Source organism: Brevundimonas sp., from assembly GCF_035999125.1.
Lineage (GTDB): Bacteria > Pseudomonadota > Alphaproteobacteria > Caulobacterales > Caulobacteraceae > Brevundimonas.
This window is the reverse complement of sequence record NZ_DASYGX010000016.1, coordinates 1-16,802: the sequence shown is the minus strand read 5'-3', so window position 1 is coordinate 16,802 and position 16,802 is coordinate 1. Positions and strand designations below refer to the sequence as shown.

The following is a 16,802-nucleotide window of genomic DNA, read 5'->3' as shown; positions in this document are numbered from 1 at the left end:
CGGTCCGAGGTCGGACGGCCGGGCAGCGAAGTCAAGCGACCGCGATCAGTAGTGGCCGCGGCATTGGATGATCTCCAATGTCTGGTCGCGACCTTTCCCGCTGACCCGATAGATCAGGCGGTGTTCCTGGGCGATCCGTCGCGACCACCAGCCTTTGAGCTCGTTCTTCAGGGGTTCGGGTTTTCCGACGCCTCCGAAAGGTGTTCGTCGGCACGACTCGATGAGCTGATTGATTTTGTCCAGAACCGCTCGGTCTTGATCGACCCAGTGCAGATAGTCTTCCCAGCCATCGTCCGAGAAGGCGACGATCAAGGCTTGATCAACTGGCGTTCCACCCCTTTGCCCGCATCCATCTGGGCGATGGAACGCCGCAGGCGCTCGGCGTTCTCGGGGCTGGACAGCAGGCGGGTGGTCGTCTGCATCGCGTTCCAATCGTCCAGTGCGACGACGACCACGGACTGTCCACGACGGCGCGCGATCACCACCGGATCGCGATCCGCGATGACGCGGTCCATCAACGACTTCAGATTCGCCCGGGCTTCCGAATAGGTGGTGACGTCCATCACATGCTCCTCGGGCCCAATATGTACAACATCATGGACAACTTCAATGGGCGCGCGCCTCGGCTCGACCTATTCCCCCGCCAGCGCCGGCGTGCCGCAGCCTTTCCCGAAATACAGGCCGTTCAGATAGTACCAGCGGTTCATGCGGGCCAGGTCCTCGGCCAGCGCCGCCTGCCGCTCGTCCTCGCCCATCGCCTCGACCCCGGCGATGGCCAGGCCGGCGCCCGGAACCAGCATCGACGCTCCGGCCTTCACCACGCCGCCGAACCGACCGAACATGCTCTGCTCGCGGGTCTCGCCCAGCGCCTGGCTGATCTCGGCGCCTGCGGCGACGATCTGCTCGCAGGTCAGGGTCTGGTCGCTCTGGCGGATGATCGCGCCGGCGGACGGCGGGTCCGCGTCCTGCGCATTCGCCGCGCAGGCCGACGAGAGAAGAAATACGAAAGAGACGACGCCGCGCATGGCCGGAACCTCCACATGGGTTCGCTTAGGAACGGCCCCAGGGCTTGGGGGTTGCCGCGACGTGGTCCGTCAACCGCTGTGAATGTCCGACTTCTGCCGCATGTCGCGCCCGGGTGGTCAGGAATGTCCCTGAATTGTGGTCGTCGATGTCCACCTCATCGGCGATGGATTTCGTGGGCGTTCACTTCTATCTCCGCCCCATGTCGCGCTACGACCTCTCCACCCGCGCCGGCCGGTTCAGGGCGCACTGGGACTACGTCTGGGGCGATCACGCCTTTCTGCGGCGATGGTTCCGCAACGCCCACTGGCTGGGCCCCGACCTGGTCCGCACCAACCAGCCCTCGCCGCGTCAGCTGGCGGACTGGAAGGCGAAAGGCATCAAGACGGTCGTCAACCTGCGCGGCGCCCGGGACGAGGCCTATTACGCGCTGGAAAAGGACGCCTGCGCGCGCCTCGGCCTGACCCTGATCGACGCCCCGCTGGACAGCCGCGACCCGCCCCAGCCGGACCGCATCCACCGCGCGCGTCAGCTGTTCCGCACCATCGAATACCCGGCCCTGATCCACTGCAAGTCGGGCGCGGACCGGGCCGGCATGATGGCGGTGCTCTATCGCCACTTCCACCTCGGCGAGCCGATCTCCGAGGCGATCAAGCAGCTCGACAAGAAATACCTGCACCACCGCGAGGGCCTGACCGGCGTTCTGGACTTCACGCTGGAAAAGTACCTCAACGAGGTCGAGCCGACCGGCGTCGGCTTCCTCGAATGGATCAGTTCCCCCGCCTACGACCCCAAGGCCATCCGCGCGGAGTTCAAGGCCCAGTGGTGGGGCACGCTGCTGACCGAGAAGCTGCTCCGGCGCGAGTAGGGGATCAGCCCCAGGGTCCGCCGTGGCTCGGCCCCTGGGGCGCGCGCCGCTCGCCGCTCATCTCGGCCTTGCGCCGCTTGTCTTCCCGCCGCTCGCGCATCTGCCCGCGCAGAACGAACCCCCAGTACACCAGCGCCATCAGCAGGAAGACCAGACCGGCCACCTGCTGGGCGTCGAAGGTGCGGCCGAACAGCTCCATCAGTGCGCGTCGCCGCGCGGGTCGATCAGCCGGTGCGCGTGCAGGATGAAATACCGCATATGGGCGTTGTCGACCGTCGCCTGCGCCCGCGCCTTCCAAGCCTTGCGCGCCTCGGCATAGTTCGGAAAGGCGCCGACGAATTCGACCTGCGACAGGTCGCGGAACACGGGCTGGTCCAGATGACGCAGCTCGCCGCCGATGACGATGTGCAGCAGCTGATCGGGGGAGTCGGAAGCTTCGGTCATCGGGCGTCTCGTCAGGGGAGGTCGGCGGGCAGGGGTATGGACCGCGTGCGGCGCACGATCAACGGCCAAAGGGCCGGCGCGGCGCAGACCAGGCCGGCCTGGCGCGGGTCGGGGCGGTTGAAGACCCAAAGTCGTCCGTGATGATCCGACACCTTCGCCCCGGCCTCCGCGGCGATCAGGGCGCCGGCCGCGACGTCCCAGTCCCATTTCGGCGTCGGCGCGATGGCCGCGTCGAACGCCCCCGCCGCCACCAGCGCCAGGCGATAGGCCAGGGCGTTGCGCTTCTCCCACCGCATCGCCGGCCACGGCTCGGGCCACAGGGCCGCGTCGCCGAACAGCCGCGCGTCGCCCAGCACCGCCGCGTCGTCCAGATCGGCCGTGTCCGACGCCGTGATCGGCCGGCCGTTCAGAAAGGCGCCGCCGCCCGCCGTCGCGGTGAAGGTCTCGTCCAGCGCGGGCGAATGCACCACCGCCGCCACCGGGCGCCCGTCCTCGACGATCGCGATCGGCACGCACCACCACGGCCGGTCCTTCATGTAGGCGACCGTGCCGTCGATCGGATCGACCACGAAGATGCGCCGCTTCGACAGCCGCTCCGGTCCGTCGGCGGTCTCCTCCGACAGCCAGCCATGGTCCGGCCTCGCGCCGAGCAGCCGCGCCTTCAGCAGGGCGTCGACGGCCATGTCGGCGTTCGTCACCGGCGATCCGCCGGTCTTGGACCGGACGTTCAGCCCCTTGGCCCGCTCGCTCAGCGCAAGCTCGCCCGCCTCGCGCGCCGCCTCGACGATCAGATCAAGATCGGCCCGCAACCCGTTCATTTCCCGGCGATGGCCACCGCGTCGAACATCAGGGACGGGCTGTTGAAGCTGCCTCTGAACTCCAGGTCCGACCCGGCGATCAGGCGGGCGTACAGGTCCAGCAAATTGCCCGCCACGGTCACCTCGTTCACCGGATGCGCGATCGCGCCGGCCTCGAACCAGAAGCCCGAGACGCCCGCCGACCAGTCGCCGGTGTCGGCGTTCAGCGACGGCCCGAACATGCTGGTCACCAGCAGCCCGCGATCCGCGTCGGCCATGAGCCCGTCCAGATCCCGCGCGCCCGGGGCCAGGTGCAGGTTGTGCCCCGACACGCCGGCCGGCCCGGCCCCGCCGCGCGAGGCGTGGCCGGTGGACGTCATCCCCAGCTGCGCCGCCGACGACAGGTTCATCAGCCAGGTCGTGATCGCGCCGTCGTCGATCAGCGCCCGCCTCGTCACCGGCAGACCCTCGTCGTCGAACGGAGTGGAGCCCAGGCCGCGAGGGCGGAAAGGGTCATCAATGATTGATTGGTCGGTCGGCAGTACGGCCTTGCCCAGCCGGTCCTTCACGAAGCTCATGCCCCGCGCCACCGATGGTCCCGCCATGGCCGAGATCAGCGGCGACAGCACCTGCGTCGCCACACGGTTCTCGAAGATCACCGGCGCGGTGGTCGAGGCGATCTTGCGCGCCCCCACGCGTCGCACGGCGCGCCGCCCGCCTTCGCGACCGATCTCCTCCGCCGAGGGCAGGTCCGCCAGCCATCTCATGGCGCGGTGCTCGCCACCGCGTTCCATCGCCCCGTCTTTCTCTGCGATGACCGAGGCGCCCAGCGAAAACACGCTGCCCCGGTGCACGCCGTCGAAGCCTTCGGACGTCACCAGCCGCCACCGGCTGGAACTGATCGAGGCGTGCCCGCCCTCGGACTTCGCCACCCCTTCCACGCTCAGCGCCGCCGCCTCGGCCTCCACTGCGGCGCGCTCCAATTCGGCCGGGGTCGGCTCCGAAGGATCGAACAGTTCCAGGTCGGGCAGGGCGCCCCGCGCCAGTTCGTCGGTCGTCGCCAGACGGGCATAAGGGTCTTCCGGCGCCAGCTTCGCCATCGCCACGACGCGTTCGATCAGCCGCGTGCGCGTCCCCGGCGACAGGTCGGACGAGCTGACGGTCGCCTGCCGCCGGCCGACGAAGACCCGCAGCGACAGGTCGCGGCTCTCTTCCCGCTCCACCTCTTCCAGGGCGCCGTTGCGCACGCCGACGGACAGCGACGCCCGCTGCGCCAGAACGGCCTCGGCGGCGTCGGCGCCGGCCTTGCGGGCGGCGGCGATCAGATCGGGCAGAAGGTCGTCGGGGGCGGCGTCGAACATGCCCCGATATGGACGGGGGCGGGCCGACCGGCAACCGGTCTCAGCCCATTCCCGCGACCGCGATCAGGATCACGGCCGCCGCGCCGATCAGCGACAGCCAGGTCAGAACCATCCCTGCCGCCCGCGGCAGGTTGGGCGCCTTCATCGCCATGCCGGGCGCATGCAGCAGCCGACCCAGCAGGAATGCGCCGCCCGCCACGTGGATCTCCGTCGGGCTGGCCCCCAGCTGCGCCATCAGGATCAGCGCCCCGATCATCAGCGGCGCATACTCCGCCGCGTTTCCGAAGGCGCGCGACCGCGTCGTCAGCTCGCCCGCCTTGCCGTCACCAAGCGCGATCCGCATCGTCCGACGGCCGATCATGACCCGCAGCGACAGGGCGACCAGCCACAGGATCAGAAGCGCGGCCCACAGGCCGGCGGCTTGAAGCGCGCTCATCGGGTCTCCCTCGCGATCGGATACAGGCGGAAGCGGTCGTCGAAGAAGGGCGTCCGCTCATAGAACCACTGCAGGCGCGCGTCGCCGTTCGCCGCGAACTCCGGCTCCGCCGCCAGCTTGGCCTCGAACTCCGCCTTCAGCGCGGGATCGGCCGCCAGCATGCGGTCGGCCAGCGGCGCGATGGCGTAGCCTTCGATGTACTCGACCCGGTTCAGCACCTCGGGGATCAGGCCCCAGGCGAAGAAGCTCTCATTGGACTGCGGCTCCAGCAGCAGCACCACCACGTCGCCCAGCGGCTGGTCCGTCGGCACGCGCACCGAGCCTGCGGGGAAGGTCCAGTCGCGCCGCTCCACCTCGACCGTCTTCACCGAAATCGGCACGTGGCCCTCGTTGGTGCGCCCCGCGACCGCCGGATCGATCAGGCGCAGCATGTCGACGTCGACCGTCCGCGGCGCCTCGATCCGCTCCATCCGCACGCCGTGGATGGCCAGCCTGTCGATCAGGTCCGCCCGGTGGCCTGGGACCCAATAGGCCTCGGGCCGGCTCAGCGTCAGCGTCGGGCGCGAGCCGTAGAAGGGCAGGGACCATGCCTCCGGATCGGGCATGCCGAGCCATCTGATTTCCTCTCGGCCCGACGACTCCGATCGATAGGTCTCATAGCGGATGCCTTTGAAGGCGACGGTCCGCTGCGGCGTCGGATCGGGCTCGAAATTGGCCGGAATCTCCGCCGGCCTCAGCGCCGCGTCGGACAGGATCGCCGCCCGCAGCGCGTCGCCGTCCTTCTCCAGCAGATGCATCGCCGTCTCGATGAAGACATAGGTTCCCAGCACCCGCTGGCGATACGGCTTCAGGCTGTGGTTCTCGATCAGGATGGTCGGCACGTGCGCCGCGGCGCCCCATCCGTTGGAGAAGCGCTCGCCCAGCCCTCCGTCCGACATCCCGGCCCTCGGGTTCTCGCCGTCGATCCCGAACACCAGCTCGCCGGGGATGTGCCCTTCGTCTTCCAGCGCCGCGTACATCATCGGCTTGAAGGCGTCGTTCAGCCAGGCCGAGCTGTGCGGGGAGCGGCTGTACGCCCCGCTTTCTCCGTTGAATCCGAAGGTTATGTCGTACTGGTAGTCCATCCCGTCGGTCACGTGCACGTCGACGTACAGGTCCGGCCGGTACTTCAGGATCAGGCCGCGCACGGCCCGCGTCTCTTCCTGATCGACCTTCATGTAGTCGCGGTTCAGGTTCTGATTGGTCGCCGTGTTGCGCCAGCCCTGGATGCGCGGGCCCCGCTGGTTCGGCCGGCTGTAGGGCCCGGCCCGCTCGTGACCGTCGACCGACAGGATCGGGATCAGGATCAGGTTCACCTCGTCCAGCAGGTGCGCCTTGCCGTAATGGGCGATGTCCCGCAGCAGCATCATGCCGGCGTCCTTGCCGTCGATCTCGCCGGGGTGGATGCCCGCCTGGACCATCAACACCGGCTTCGCCGGATCAAGCGTCGCCCCGTCCTTCGACGCGATGACGGCATAGATCGGCCGCCCCTCAGGCGAGACGCCGAACGCCTCGATGCGGATCAGGTCGGATGAGGCGTCCAGCCGGTCGAACCACGCCCGCGTCGCGGCATGATCGGGGCTGAAATTCAGCTCCGGATCCTTCTCGAAATCCGTCGCCCAGGGATCGGTGGACCTTCGGATAAGCGACCGGCTGGCCCCGTTCCACTCCGGCGCGGGCGGCAGGAAGTCCTGGTCCCAAGGGGCGGCGTTCGGAGCGGACTGGCTCATGGCGGGGCTCGCGCTGGCAAGGGCGGCCAGCGCCGCGGAAATCAGGAGAACACGCATGCGTCTTCGTCGGCCGAACGCGGCCGTCTGGCAAGGGTCAGCCGCCGGGCGGCGACCATGCGCCGGCCGCGATCAGCTGCGACCCCGCCCGCACCATGTTCCACAGAGTGTAGAGCAGCACGACCACCAGCGCTCCGATCACCGCCCCCCGCCACGGCGCGAAGGCCGCCGTCGCCGTGCAGACGGCGAACAGGATCACGCCCATGACGATCCGCGGCGTCCAGAACGCGGCCCACGCCGGGTCGCTCAGCGACAGCAGCCCCAACAGGATCCAGACCATGGCGTTGGCCGCCAGCACGCAGCCGAACACCACGCGGCGATGCGCCCAGAAGTGCTCGTCGAGGTCGATGCGCGTCTCGACCCCCTCGGCCGTGACGCGCGGAAAGGTCACGCTGGCGGCGACGTAAAAAGTGGCGGCGATCGTCAGCCCGACCAGCAGCAGGGCCGGATTGAAAGGTGCGTCTCGGAAGAACCGCCACGCCTGGTTCCAGAACGTCGCCAGATCCAGCGCCACGAACAGCGCCAGCAGCGGCGTCAGCCGGCCGAACCGCACCCGATGCCGCTCATGCAGCAGCCGGGCGAACCCGCCGGTCAGCTCCGCCACCGACAGGCCCAGCAGCAGGCCGTAGAAGCTGAAGAAGAACTCGAAGTCGCTCACAGGCCCCCCCGCTGCGGAAGGCGCTTTCACGCTCGCTGCCCCACCGTCCCCTGTGATTTACGGCGCCTGCACCAGCGCTGGGTAGTCACGACAGCGGAATTCTCCCTCAAGGTTGGGGATGCGCAAGACTTCCATTCCCGTGATCCGCGTCTCACCGTTCACCCGCGCGTAGGTCATCCGGACTTCGTAGTCCTGGAAGCCGTCGGCGAAGGTCGCACGCGCCGTGGAGCGGACCATGCCCGGGCGCGCGGGCGCATCGTGATAGCGGTGACAGCCGAAATTCGTGAAGGGCGCCGCCCCCGGCGTCGCCGCCCAGCGGGCCATCCATGAATCCGGATGTTCCAGCTTGGAGGTTCCGCTTCGCACGATGCGTCCGTCTGGGTCCGACACCGTAAGCGGATAATGGAACAGGGTCCGGGCGATCGAATCCAAGCCGGGACGCATTTTCAGGAACAGCACCAGCTTGTCGTAGCTCGTCTCTTCCGCGTCCTCGGGAAGCGGCGCGATCGCCGCCGCGAAGTCGGCCTTGCTCGCCGGTTGGATCGGGTCGGGTTCGGGTTCCGCAGGCGGGTCGCTCAACGTGACTCCAGCGCGCTTCAGCAGGTCTTTTCGGGATTGCAGGCAGCCCGTTTGATCACGCACCGCCGCCGTCAGGCTTCTGCTGGCGTTCTCCGAGATGACGGCCCAGAGGATCAGCGCCTGATCCACCGAGGTGAGCCCCTTGCCGGTGAGTTCGCCCGCGATGACCTGACAGGGATTGTTCAGGGCGCCCGCGTCGCCTGCCGCGCGAATTTGATCGAGCGCCGGCCGGGCTTCGTCATTGAGGAAGCCCGCGACGGTCCTGGCGCTTTGCCCCTCCGAGGACGGGATGATCGTCGTGCTGAGGATGGCGTCGGCTCGGGGGGCCACGGCCCCTGTGGTCGGAAAGGTGGCTCCTTGAACGAAAAGGCTGGCCCGCTGAACCAGCCTTGGTGTGATGGTCACGGATACGGTCGTTCTTCGGAAAACGATCTCGTGCTTGATGGGCGCCAAGGTGGTGGAACCGTCCAGGCGAAGCGGCCCTCCGTCGGTGTGGCTGGTCAGGGTTCCCGTGGTCTGGAGTTGCGTCTTCAGTTCCTCCGACGCCCTCTCGGCGAACGGCGCGGTGGTGCTGCTGGCGCCGACGATCAATCGACCGGCTCGTGAAAGAAGATCGACCGTGGACGCTGTGGGCTGAATCCTCGACGTCGAGGCGGTCCGGACCTGGAAGGCTCGTGAGTCGCCCACGCGAACGAGATGGAGCGGAGAGCGATAGCTTTCGCGATAGAATTCCGTCGTGCAGTCCCGTCTTCCCCATGCGTCCTTGCTGTCGATGACGAACGGCTCGAACCGGATCGGGGCGCCGCCGTCGGGTCCGGTGACGCTGAACCCCACGGTGGCGCGTCGGTCGCCTTGCAGAAAATTGCGCCAGTCGATGCCGGCGCCGCGTTCAGGACAAAGCTGCAGCCTCTTTCCGTTGGCTCCGCCGAAGTCCATTTCCACGGACAGGTACACATAGGTGTCCGGCGTCGCCGTGTAGGCGGCGGTCTGCACCAAGGCTTGCGACTCGACCGCCATTTCTTCGGGAATGTCGATCGCCTCGAGCTGGGCATCGGGCGCGGTCGCGCACGATGCCGCGGTCAGCGCGGCGCAAGCCAGGAAAATGTTTCGTGTGTGCATGCGTCCCTCCGTGTCCTGGACACTAGAGACCGGCGTTCGGCAAAAAATCAACCCTCGCGCGAGTCATTCCCAGATCGGCGTTGCGTCGCCCGGCAATCCCAGTCGGTCCCACATCTCCGACACCCGCTCCACGACGTCCGCGTCCATGCGGATGACCTCGCCCCATTCGCGCTTGGTCTCGGGCTCCAGCTTGTCGGTGGCGTCCAGGCCGATCTTGGAGCCCAGCCCGCTCTCCGGCGACGCGAAGTCCAGATAGTCGATCGGCGTGTTCTCGATCACCGTGACGTCCCGCGCCGGGTCCATCTTCGTCGAGATGGCCCACATCACGTCTTTCCAGTCGCGGGCGTTCACGTCGTGATCCACCACGATGACCCACTTGGTGTACATGAACTGGCGCAGATAGCTCCAGACGCCCAGCATCACCCGCTTGGCGTGACCCGGATAGGCCTTCTTCATCGACACCACGGCGATGCGATAGCTGCACCCCTCGGGCGGCAGCCAGAAGTCGACGATCTCGGGGAACTGCTGCTGCAGCAGGGGGATGAACACCTCGTTCAGCGCCTCGCCCAGCACGCTGGGCTCGTCCGGCGGCCGGCCGGTGAAGGTGGTCAGATAGATCGGGTCGCGCCGCATGGTGATCGCGCTGACCTGGAACACCGGGAAGGTCTCGACCGAGTTGTAGTAGCCGGTGTGATCGCCATACGGCCCCTCGGGCGCGTGTTCGTCCAGCAGGACGTGGCCCTCCAGCACGATCTCGGCTTGGGCGGGGACCATCAGCGGCACGGTCTTGCACGGCACCAGTTCGGCCTTGGCCCCGCGCATCAGCCCGGCGAACTGATACTCCGACAGGGTGTCCGGCACCGGCGTCACCGCCGCCAGGATCGTGCCCGGATCGGCCCCCAGCACCACGGCGCACGGCAGCGGCTCGCGCCTGCCCGCCTTCTTGTGCCGGGCATAATGCTGGGCCCCGCCGCGATGGGCCAGCCAGCGCATGATCGCCCGGTCCTTGCCCAGCACCTGCATGCGATAGATGCCCAGGTTGAAGTCGTCCTCCCGCGCCTCCGACGGCCCCTTGGTGACGACCAGCCCCCAGGTGATCAGCGGCGCGGGCTCGCCGGGCCAGCAGCCCTGGATCGGCAGCTGGGTCAGGTCGATCCGGTCGCCCTTCAGCACCACCTCCTGCACCGGCGCGCGCTTCACGACCTTGGGCCGCATCGCCATGACCGTCTGCGCCAGCGGCAGCATCTCGATCGCGTCGCCCAGCCCCCGCGGCGGCGTCGGATTGCGCAGGAAGGCCAGCAGCTCGCCGACCTCGCGCAGCTCCTCCGGCGTCGTGCGACGCTTCTTCTCCAGCGTCACGCCCATGGCCACGCGCTTCACCGTGCCGAACAGATTGGCCAGGCAGGGGATGGGGCTGATCGACCCGTCCGGCATCACCGGCTGCTCGAACATCACCGCCGGCCCGCCGTTGCGCAGCAGCCGGGTCTGGATTTCGGTCATCTCCAGATGGGTCGACACCGGCTCGCGCACGCGCACCAGCTCGCCCTCGGCTTCCAGCATGTCGATGAAGTCGCGCAGGGACGAATAGGCCATGGCCCGGCTTAGGCGGGGGCGCGCGTCCTGTCACGCCCGGCCAGGCTGCGGTCGATCGCCACGACGGCAAGGCCCACGAGGGCGAAGAAGACCAGCAGGCCTCCGAAATTCACCGCCGCGCCGGCCATTCCCAAGGCGTCCACGTCCACGAACCAGTACGGCCACCACCCGCTGATCGACCCGTGCAACAGCGTCCAGGCGCCGTAGGCCAGCGGGAAGATCTGCCACCTCAGGGGCTCCCGCCAGCCCAGCCGGGTCCGCGGCGTCAGCACCAGCCAGTCGACCAGCATGGCCAGCGGCATGACGGTATGCAGGCCCTGATCGACCCACCACTGCAGCCCCGTCGGCTTCCACGTCGCGGCCAGCAGCAGATGGTAGACCACCCCCACCACCACCGCGAACAGGGTGATCGCGGCCCGCACCGAATTCGAAGCCGCGAAACGCCCGACCGCCGTCCCGGCCACCAGCGGCGCCGTCATCGCCAAGGCCACCAGCAGGTTGGTCAGGATGGTGAAATAGCTGAAGAAGTTCAGCGTGCGTCCCGCGACCTCAGCCGGCGGCACGCCGTCGATCATCAGGACGTACTGTGCCCCCAGCGTCGCCCAGCCCAGGCCGGCGAACGCCCCGCGCCAGATCGCGCCGGCTTTCAGCCCGCCAGCCATGCCACGCAGACCGCCACGCCCGCCGCGACGCCGGCCCACGCTCCGACCTTCAGCGCGCGGCGGTCGCGCCGACCGTCGCGCAGCCCGGCCCTCAGGGCTCTCAGAAAGACGTCGGTCCCCGGTTTCGAGCTCATGCCCATTCGTCGTCCCAACGGAAGTCCTTGTCCAGCCAGTCGCCCAATCGCCCGTCCGGCCGCGCCAGGGCGTGGACGCGGTCCATCTCTTCAGGCGACAGCTCGAAGTCGAAGACGTCGAAGCTCTCCGCCGCCCGGCTCTCCTTGGTCGTGCGCGGAATGGCGATCACGCCCTGCTGGATCAGCCAGCGCAGCGTCACCTGCGCCGCCGTCTTGCCGTGCGCGCGGCCGATCTCGATCAAGGTGGCGTCGTCCGCCACCTGACCCTGCGCCAGCGGCGACCACGCCGTGATCGACGACCCCAGCTCCCGCGCCGTCTCCAGCAGCTTCGTCAGCTTCAGATAGGGGTGGTGCTCGACCTGGTTCGTGACCAGCCGGGCCTCCGACAGCGACTGCGCCCGCCGCCACTCCGCCGACGGGAAGTTCGACAGGCCGATCGACCGCGTCAGCCCCCGCGCCTTGGCCGCGTTCAGCGCCCCCAGCGTCTCCTCCCACGCCGGCGAGGTCTTGGGCCAATGCAGCAGCAACAGGTCCGGCGTCGTCCCCAGGCTGGCGGCGGACTCCTCCGCCTGGCGAAGCAGGGCGTCGTGCCCGAAATGCGCCGTCCAGATCTTGGTCGTCAGCCAGACGTCCTCGCGCCGGACCAGACCCTCGTCGATCGCGTCGCGGATGCCGGCCCCCACCGCCGCCTCGTTCCTGTAGATCCAGGCCGTGTCGATGTGGCGGTATCCGATCCGCAGCGCCGCGCGCACCATCCGCCGCGCGTCGTCCGGCTCCAGCATCCAGGTGCCGAACCCCAGCAGGGGGATGTCGTGGCCGTCCACGTGGGCGGCGGGCTGGTCGGTCATGGGGCGCTCCGGATCGGGGAGAGGAGGGGAACGCCTCAGGTGGGACGCCGCTCCGCCGGTTCAACCAGCCAGTCCGCGATCTCGTCCCACAGCGGCTCCAGCCCGCGCCGGAACGCGCCCTCGTGCCCGATGCGCGCGACCCCGTAGTCGCCGGGCCTTCGCAGCACGATCTCGCTCGGCGCGTGCGGATAGATCGCCAGCATGTCCGGCCCCGTGCGGGGATTGGCGATCGGGTCGTCGGTGAAGATCCAGCTGCGGATCGGCGCCGTCACCTCCGCGAACCGGTTCGGCGCCAGCCGCCCCTCCAGCTCGTCGGCGAAATAGCGGGGGTTCAGGCACCACCGCCGCCAGGTCTCGAACACCCCGCGCGGCAGGTCCGCCCCCCGCCACAGCCGCCCGCTCTTCACATAGCCGCGGCGCGCCAGGTCCAGCGGCCCGAACCCGAACCAGAAGAACAGCTCCAGCGGATTGTAGCTGCGGTGGTGCTTGCCCCAGTAGCCCGAGCCCACCGAGACGAAGGCGTGCCGGTCGATGCGGGCGTGGTTGTCCATGAACCCCGCGAAGTGTCCGCCCACGCTGTGCCCCACGTGCCCGATCGGCAGTCCCGGCGCCGCCTCGGCCAGCGCGTCCAGGGCCGCCGGCATGTCCAGCCGGCCCCAGTCCGGATAGTCCATCTCCATGGCCGCCAGATCGTCCGGCCGCGACCCGGCGATGCCGCGAAAGTCGTAGGTCAGCGCCGTCAGCCCGCGCCCGGCCATGTGCCGCGCGAACCGGTCGTAGAACCCCAGCGGAAACCCGGTGCCCGAACTGATCATCACCGCCGCCCGCGGCCGCTCCGCCGGGAACAGCCGCGCCGCCAGCGGAAACCCGTCTCGAGCCGGGATCGTCAGGTCTTGAGGTTGCGGCGGCATGGGGCCGTCCTTTTCAGCAACGAACTCTTATGCCCGCATGACGCGGCGTCAGGTCAAGTCTGGATGCGCCTTGCGCAGCGCCGCCGGCGCGACCTTGCGCCATCGCGTCTTCAGTTCCGCTTCCAGCCAGCCCCGATCAACCTCGGCGATGCGGATCAGCACATAGGCGTAGCCGCGATAGTGATCCGTCAGGTGAAACGTGGTCGGCTCCATTTCCACCAGCATGTCGCGCCGCTCGATGGAGCCCACGTCCACAGCCAGACTGTCGTCCTCGGACCTCAGCCGGGTGAAGAATTTCCCGGCGATCCGCCAGCACGGCTGGCCATAGGCCGTGCTCTGCTCGGCCCCGGGCAAGGCCATGATCAGGGCGTCGATCTCCTCGGCCGTCATGCCGGTCTCCGGATGCGAAAAGGGCCGCTGCCCGTGCGGGAAGCGGCCCTTGGTCGGTCAGGCGTCGGCCCGATCCTATTCGATGTCTTCGTTCAGCAGGCCGACCTTGAAGAAGCCGTTCTCCTGCAGATTGTTCATCACTTCCATGAAGCTGTTGTACTTCACCTCGGCGTCGGCGCGGATGAACAGGCGCTCCTCGCGGCAGTTCCCGCCGCCCAGGGCCGCGCACACGTCGGCGGGCAGGGTCTCCAGCGTCGTTTGCTGGCTGGCGATGAACAGCGAGCCGGATTCCTGGATGGTGATGTAGACCGGCTCTTCGAAGTCCTCGACCACGCTCGGGTTCGGCGGCGGCAGGTCCAGACGGATCGACACGGTGGCGAGCGGAGCCGCCACCATGAAGATGATCAGCAGCACCAGCATGATGTCCACGAACGGCGTGACGTTGATGTCGCTGTTCTGATCGACCGTCTTGCCGCCGGTCGGTCCGGCCAGTTTCGCGCCCATGCGTCGCGTCTCCATGTCGTGCCCCGCGAAGGGGCGTGCTGAAACTTCCGGACGGCTTTGGCCGACCCGGCGCCGCTTGTAAAGCGGTCTCGGGTCTCCGTCGGTTCCCTTCGACCGGTTTACCCCCAGGGGCGAACTTTCAGCCGCGCGCCAGGCGCAGGAACCGGTCCTTCAGGGCCGGGTCGTCCTTGAAGACGCCAGTGAACCGCGTGGTGATGGTCGAAACGTGGCGATGGTGCACGCCGCGGGTCGTCATGCACTGGTGCTCGGCGTCGATCAGGATGGCCGTGCCCTTGGGCGCCAGATGCGTCTCGATCGCCTCGGCGATCTGATTCGTCAGCACTTCCTGCGTCTGCAGCCGCTTGGAGAAGATCTCCACCACCCGCGCCAGCTTGGAGATGCCGACCACCTTCTCGTCCGGCATGTAGGCGACGTAGGCCTTGCCCAGGAACGGCGCCATGTGGTGCTCGCAGTGGCTCTCCACCTCGATCTCGCGCAGCAGGACCATGTCGTCATAGCCCTGCACGTCCTCGAACGTGCGGCTCAGTTCCTTGCCCGGATCGGCGTCATAGCCCTCGAACCACTCGGCATAGGCGTCGACCACGCGCTTGGGCGTGTCCTTCAGCCCCTCGCGGTCGGGATCGTCCCCGGCCCAGGCCAGCAGGGTCCGCACGGCCTTCAGGGCCTCCTCGCGGCTGGGGCGGGCGGGCGAGTCGTTGACGCTCACCAGAGCGGGGACGACGGGGCTTGAGCTCATGGATCGTTTCAGCGGCCTAGTGGCGCCGGGACGAAGGTCCCGGAAATGACGCGTGCCGCGCTCCCTCAAAGAAGGCGTCGCCCGCCCTTTCGGTCGGCGACGCTGGACCGCTATATGGGCGACCCCCTCCGTCCCGCAAGAAAACCCACGATCGTCGCAACAATATGTCGCTGGTCCTCTACGACACCCTGCACCGCGAAAAGCGCGTCTTCGAACCGCGCGACCCGAACCGGGTGACGCTCTACGTCTGCGGCCCGACCGTCTATGACCACGCCCACATCGGCAACGCCCGCCCGCCGGTGGTGTTCGACGTCCTGGTCCGCCTGCTGCGCCGGGCCTATGGCGCGGACAAGGTGATCTACGCCCGCAACGTCACCGACGTGGACGACAAGATCAACCAGCGCGCCGCCGCCCTGGGCGTGCCGATCGGCCAGATCACCGCGAAGTACGAGGCGCATTATCTTGACGACATGGCGCGCCTGAACGTCGCCCCGCCCGACCTCGCCCCCCACGTCACCGACCACATGGACGCGATCGTGAAGCAGATCGCCGCCATCGTCGACGCCGGCTGCGCCTATGCGGCCGAGGGCCACGTCCTGTTCGACGTCTCCAGCTATCCCAACTACGGCCGTCTGTCGGGCCGCAACCTGGACGACATGATCGCCGGCGCCCGGGTCGAGGTGGCCCCCTACAAGAAGAACGCCCACGACTTCGTCCTGTGGAAACCGTCGAAGGCGGACGAGCCCTCATGGCCCAGCCCTTGGGGGGACGGCCGCCCCGGCTGGCACATCGAATGCTCGGCCATGATCGAGGAGAATCTGGGTCTGCCCATCGACATCCACGGCGGCGGCATCGACCTGGTCTTCCCGCACCATGAGAACGAGATCGCCCAGGGCGTCTGCGCCCACGGCCACGCCCACGGGCCGGATGCGCACGGCGAGTACGCCAGATACTGGATGCACAACGGCTTCCTGACCGTCGACGCCGAGAAGATGTCCAAGTCGATCGGCAACGTCCTTTTGCTGCACGACCTTGTCCAGTCCCTGCCGGGCGAGGTCGTCCGCTGGGCCCTGCTGTCGGCGCACTATCGCCAGCCGCTGGACTGGAACCAGTCGTTGCTCGACCAGTCGAAGAAGAACCTCGACCGCCTCTACGGCGCCTTGCATCGCGCCGTCGCGGTCCAGGCCGACGGCGACGAACCCCCCGCCGACTTCCTCAAGGCGATCCAGGACGACCTGAACACGCCCGGCGCCATGGCCAGCCTGTTCGCCCTGTCCAGCGAGATCGAGCGCGGCATGACTTCCGGCGATCACGCCGCCGTCGCCGTCGCAAAGGGCCAGCTGATCGCCGCGGCCGACCTGCTGGGCGTGCTCCTGTCCGACCCCGCCGCCTGGCTGGAAGGCGACGTCGACGACGCCCTGCGCGCCGAGGTCGAACAGTTGCTGCAGGAACGGGCCGCCGCCCGCGCCGCCAAGGACTGGCCCGCCGCCGACCGCATCCGCGACCGCCTGAACGCCCTCAACGTCGTCGTCATGGACGGCCCCGACGGCGCGACCTGGCGCATGAAGTGACGTCATGGCCGGCGCACCGGCCCACCCTTCCTTCTCCCGGCGGGAGAGGGGCTGAAGCGCTGCCCGTTCTTTCCAGGCGCCCAAAGGAGCGCGGACCTCCAGGTCCGCGAAGCCCTCTCGACCGCAGCACGCGGACCTGGAGGTCCGCGCTCCGATGCGGCGCAATGGGGTACGAAGTCCTGACGACTTCTCCCGTCTTTCTTTGCCCTTTCAACGCCCTGCGTTTTTTCAGCGGCGACTTTCCGACGTCGGTTCGTGCGTGGGGCAGCATTTGGGGGTTCCGTCGCAGGGGAGGGCGCAAGGCCTTGCGAGCTTGTCGCG

General features: G+C 68.5%; 21 protein-coding genes. 2 read left to right on the top strand and 19 right to left on the bottom strand.

Features of this window, described 5'->3' with window-relative positions; translation table 11 throughout:
- Window positions 1-45 precede the first annotated feature (45 nt).
- From VGN45_RS13130 to VGN45_RS13120, 3 genes are all read right to left on the bottom strand, one after another.
- Window positions 46-312 (bottom strand): Txe/YoeB family addiction module toxin, encoded by a 267-nt coding sequence (locus VGN45_RS13130; protein WP_327463214.1) that lies wholly within the window; start codon window positions 310-312, stop codon window positions 46-48.
- Entirely contained in the window at window positions 309-563 is a 255-nt protein-coding gene (locus VGN45_RS13125) for a type II toxin-antitoxin system prevent-host-death family antitoxin (protein ID WP_327463212.1), read from the bottom strand. The genes VGN45_RS13130 and VGN45_RS13125 overlap by 4 nt, the downstream gene beginning before the upstream one ends.
- Before the next feature lie 69 nt (window positions 564-632).
- Window positions 633-1,025 carry a hypothetical protein gene (locus tag VGN45_RS13120; protein WP_327463209.1) on the bottom strand — a complete coding sequence of 131 codons (393 nt, stop codon included), beginning with the start codon at window positions 1,023-1,025 and terminating at the stop codon, window positions 633-635.
- A gap of 200 nt (window positions 1,026-1,225) precedes the next feature.
- Between VGN45_RS13120 and VGN45_RS13115 the strand changes: the two genes are divergently transcribed.
- The gene (locus VGN45_RS13115) at window positions 1,226-1,891 is read left to right on the top strand and encodes a fused DSP-PTPase phosphatase/NAD kinase-like protein (RefSeq protein ID WP_327463207.1); all 666 of its coding nucleotides are present in this window, start codon (window positions 1,226-1,228) and stop codon (window positions 1,889-1,891) included.
- Window positions 1,892-1,895: 4 nt separating this feature from the next.
- Here the strand turns inward: VGN45_RS13115 and VGN45_RS13110 are convergent, their stop codons facing one another.
- The 16 genes from VGN45_RS13110 to folE all read right to left on the bottom strand — a co-directional run bounded on the left by VGN45_RS13110 (window position 1,896) and on the right by folE (window position 14,910).
- Window positions 1,896-2,090 carry a hypothetical protein gene (locus VGN45_RS13110; RefSeq protein ID WP_327463205.1) on the bottom strand — a complete coding sequence of 65 codons (195 nt, stop codon included), beginning with the start codon at window positions 2,088-2,090 and terminating at the stop codon, window positions 1,896-1,898.
- Entirely contained in the window at window positions 2,090-2,335 is a 246-nt protein-coding gene (locus VGN45_RS13105; RefSeq protein WP_327463203.1) for a DUF4170 domain-containing protein, read from the bottom strand. The genes VGN45_RS13110 and VGN45_RS13105 overlap by 1 nt, the downstream gene beginning before the upstream one ends.
- 11 nt (window positions 2,336-2,346) lie before the next feature.
- Window positions 2,347-3,153 (bottom strand): 3'(2'),5'-bisphosphate nucleotidase CysQ, encoded by an 807-nt coding sequence (locus tag VGN45_RS13100; RefSeq protein WP_327463201.1) that lies wholly within the window; start codon window positions 3,151-3,153, stop codon window positions 2,347-2,349.
- Entirely contained in the window at window positions 3,150-4,493 is a 1,344-nt protein-coding gene (locus tag VGN45_RS13095; protein WP_327463199.1) for a TldD/PmbA family protein, read from the bottom strand. The genes VGN45_RS13100 and VGN45_RS13095 overlap by 4 nt, the downstream gene beginning before the upstream one ends.
- 40 nt (window positions 4,494-4,533) lie before the next feature.
- Window positions 4,534-4,929: an MAPEG family protein gene (locus VGN45_RS13090; protein ID WP_327463197.1), complete on the bottom strand. Its 396-nt coding sequence runs from the start codon at window positions 4,927-4,929 to the stop codon at window positions 4,534-4,536.
- Window positions 4,926-6,755, bottom strand: coding sequence for a M14 family metallopeptidase (locus VGN45_RS13085; RefSeq protein ID WP_327463195.1), 1,830 nt, complete (start codon window positions 6,753-6,755; stop codon window positions 4,926-4,928). Before VGN45_RS13085 ends, VGN45_RS13090 begins: the two co-directional genes overlap by 4 nt.
- Window positions 6,756-6,792: 37 nt before the next feature.
- Window positions 6,793-7,413, bottom strand: coding sequence for a hypothetical protein (locus tag VGN45_RS13080; protein ID WP_327463193.1), 621 nt, complete (start codon window positions 7,411-7,413; stop codon window positions 6,793-6,795).
- A 57-nt stretch (window positions 7,414-7,470) separates the two neighbouring features.
- Entirely contained in the window at window positions 7,471-9,111 is a 1,641-nt protein-coding gene (locus VGN45_RS13075) for a hypothetical protein (RefSeq protein ID WP_327463191.1), read from the bottom strand.
- Window positions 9,112-9,174: 63 nt separating this feature from the next.
- Window positions 9,175-10,704 (bottom strand): UbiD family decarboxylase, encoded by a 1,530-nt coding sequence (locus VGN45_RS13070; protein ID WP_327463188.1) that lies wholly within the window; start codon window positions 10,702-10,704, stop codon window positions 9,175-9,177.
- A gap of 8 nt (window positions 10,705-10,712) precedes the next feature.
- Window positions 10,713-11,366 (bottom strand): Pr6Pr family membrane protein, encoded by a 654-nt coding sequence (locus VGN45_RS13065; RefSeq protein ID WP_327463186.1) that lies wholly within the window; start codon window positions 11,364-11,366, stop codon window positions 10,713-10,715.
- A complete protein-coding gene (locus VGN45_RS13060; protein WP_327463184.1) occupies window positions 11,351-11,500 on the bottom strand; it encodes a hypothetical protein in 150 nt (49 codons plus the stop codon). Before VGN45_RS13060 ends, VGN45_RS13065 begins: the two co-directional genes overlap by 16 nt.
- A complete protein-coding gene (locus VGN45_RS13055; RefSeq protein WP_327463182.1) occupies window positions 11,497-12,348 on the bottom strand; it encodes an aldo/keto reductase in 852 nt (283 codons plus the stop codon). Before VGN45_RS13055 ends, VGN45_RS13060 begins: the two co-directional genes overlap by 4 nt.
- Window positions 12,349-12,383: 35 nt before the next feature.
- Window positions 12,384-13,259: a serine aminopeptidase domain-containing protein gene (locus VGN45_RS13050; protein WP_327463180.1), complete on the bottom strand. Its 876-nt coding sequence runs from the start codon at window positions 13,257-13,259 to the stop codon at window positions 12,384-12,386.
- 48 nt (window positions 13,260-13,307) lie between these two features.
- Complete coding sequence (locus tag VGN45_RS13045; protein ID WP_327463178.1) at window positions 13,308-13,649, bottom strand: MmcQ/YjbR family DNA-binding protein; 342 nt, start codon at window positions 13,647-13,649, stop codon at window positions 13,308-13,310.
- A 75-nt stretch (window positions 13,650-13,724) separates the two neighbouring features.
- Complete coding sequence (locus VGN45_RS13040) at window positions 13,725-14,153, bottom strand: biopolymer transporter ExbD (protein WP_327463706.1); 429 nt, start codon at window positions 14,151-14,153, stop codon at window positions 13,725-13,727.
- Between the two features lie 139 nt (window positions 14,154-14,292).
- On the bottom strand, window positions 14,293-14,910 hold the full coding sequence (folE, locus tag VGN45_RS13035; RefSeq protein WP_327463176.1) for a GTP cyclohydrolase I FolE: 618 nt from the start codon (window positions 14,908-14,910) through the stop codon (window positions 14,293-14,295).
- A 164-nt stretch (window positions 14,911-15,074) separates the two neighbouring features.
- On the opposite strand from folE, the gene cysS reads away from it, so the two are divergent.
- Window positions 15,075-16,481 carry a cysteine--tRNA ligase gene (gene cysS / locus VGN45_RS13030; RefSeq protein WP_327463174.1) on the top strand — a complete coding sequence of 469 codons (1,407 nt, stop codon included), beginning with the start codon at window positions 15,075-15,077 and terminating at the stop codon, window positions 16,479-16,481.
- Window positions 16,482-16,802: the final 321 nt, after the last annotated feature.

Bases quoted from the DNA above. Each gene is read 5' to 3' on its own strand.
- VGN45_RS13045 (WP_327463178.1), bottom strand. From the start codon at position 13,649: ATGACGGCCGAGGAGATCGACGCCCTGATCATGGCCTTGCCCGGGGCC.
- VGN45_RS13040 (WP_327463706.1), bottom strand. From the start codon at position 14,153: ATGGGCGCGAAACTGGCCGGACCGACCGGCGGCAAGACGGTCGATCAG.
- folE (WP_327463176.1), bottom strand. From the start codon at position 14,910: ATGAGCTCAAGCCCCGTCGTCCCCGCTCTGGTGAGCGTCAACGACTCG.
- VGN45_RS13070 (WP_327463188.1), bottom strand. From the start codon at position 10,704: ATGGCCTATTCGTCCCTGCGCGACTTCATCGACATGCTGGAAGCCGAG.
- VGN45_RS13060 (WP_327463184.1), bottom strand. From the start codon at position 11,500: ATGAGCTCGAAACCGGGGACCGACGTCTTTCTGAGAGCCCTGAGGGCC.
- VGN45_RS13095 (WP_327463199.1), bottom strand. From the start codon at position 4,493: ATGTTCGACGCCGCCCCCGACGACCTTCTGCCCGATCTGATCGCCGCC.
- VGN45_RS13085 (WP_327463195.1), bottom strand. From the start codon at position 6,755: ATGCGTGTTCTCCTGATTTCCGCGGCGCTGGCCGCCCTTGCCAGCGCG.
- cysS (WP_327463174.1), top strand. From the start codon at position 15,075: ATGTCGCTGGTCCTCTACGACACCCTGCACCGCGAAAAGCGCGTCTTC.
- VGN45_RS13055 (WP_327463182.1), bottom strand. From the start codon at position 12,348: ATGACCGACCAGCCCGCCGCCCACGTGGACGGCCACGACATCCCCCTG.
- VGN45_RS13075 (WP_327463191.1), bottom strand. From the start codon at position 9,111: ATGCACACACGAAACATTTTCCTGGCTTGCGCCGCGCTGACCGCGGCA.
- VGN45_RS13090 (WP_327463197.1), bottom strand. From the start codon at position 4,929: ATGAGCGCGCTTCAAGCCGCCGGCCTGTGGGCCGCGCTTCTGATCCTG.
- VGN45_RS13120 (WP_327463209.1), bottom strand. From the start codon at position 1,025: ATGCGCGGCGTCGTCTCTTTCGTATTTCTTCTCTCGTCGGCCTGCGCG.
- VGN45_RS13100 (WP_327463201.1), bottom strand. From the start codon at position 3,153: ATGAACGGGTTGCGGGCCGATCTTGATCTGATCGTCGAGGCGGCGCGC.
- VGN45_RS13050 (WP_327463180.1), bottom strand. From the start codon at position 13,259: ATGCCGCCGCAACCTCAAGACCTGACGATCCCGGCTCGAGACGGGTTT.
- VGN45_RS13115 (WP_327463207.1), top strand. From the start codon at position 1,226: ATGTCGCGCTACGACCTCTCCACCCGCGCCGGCCGGTTCAGGGCGCAC.
- VGN45_RS13125 (WP_327463212.1), bottom strand. From the start codon at position 563: ATGGACGTCACCACCTATTCGGAAGCCCGGGCGAATCTGAAGTCGTTG.
- VGN45_RS13110 (WP_327463205.1), bottom strand. From the start codon at position 2,090: ATGGAGCTGTTCGGCCGCACCTTCGACGCCCAGCAGGTGGCCGGTCTG.
- VGN45_RS13105 (WP_327463203.1), bottom strand. From the start codon at position 2,335: ATGACCGAAGCTTCCGACTCCCCCGATCAGCTGCTGCACATCGTCATC.
- VGN45_RS13065 (WP_327463186.1), bottom strand. From the start codon at position 11,366: ATGGCTGGCGGGCTGAAAGCCGGCGCGATCTGGCGCGGGGCGTTCGCC.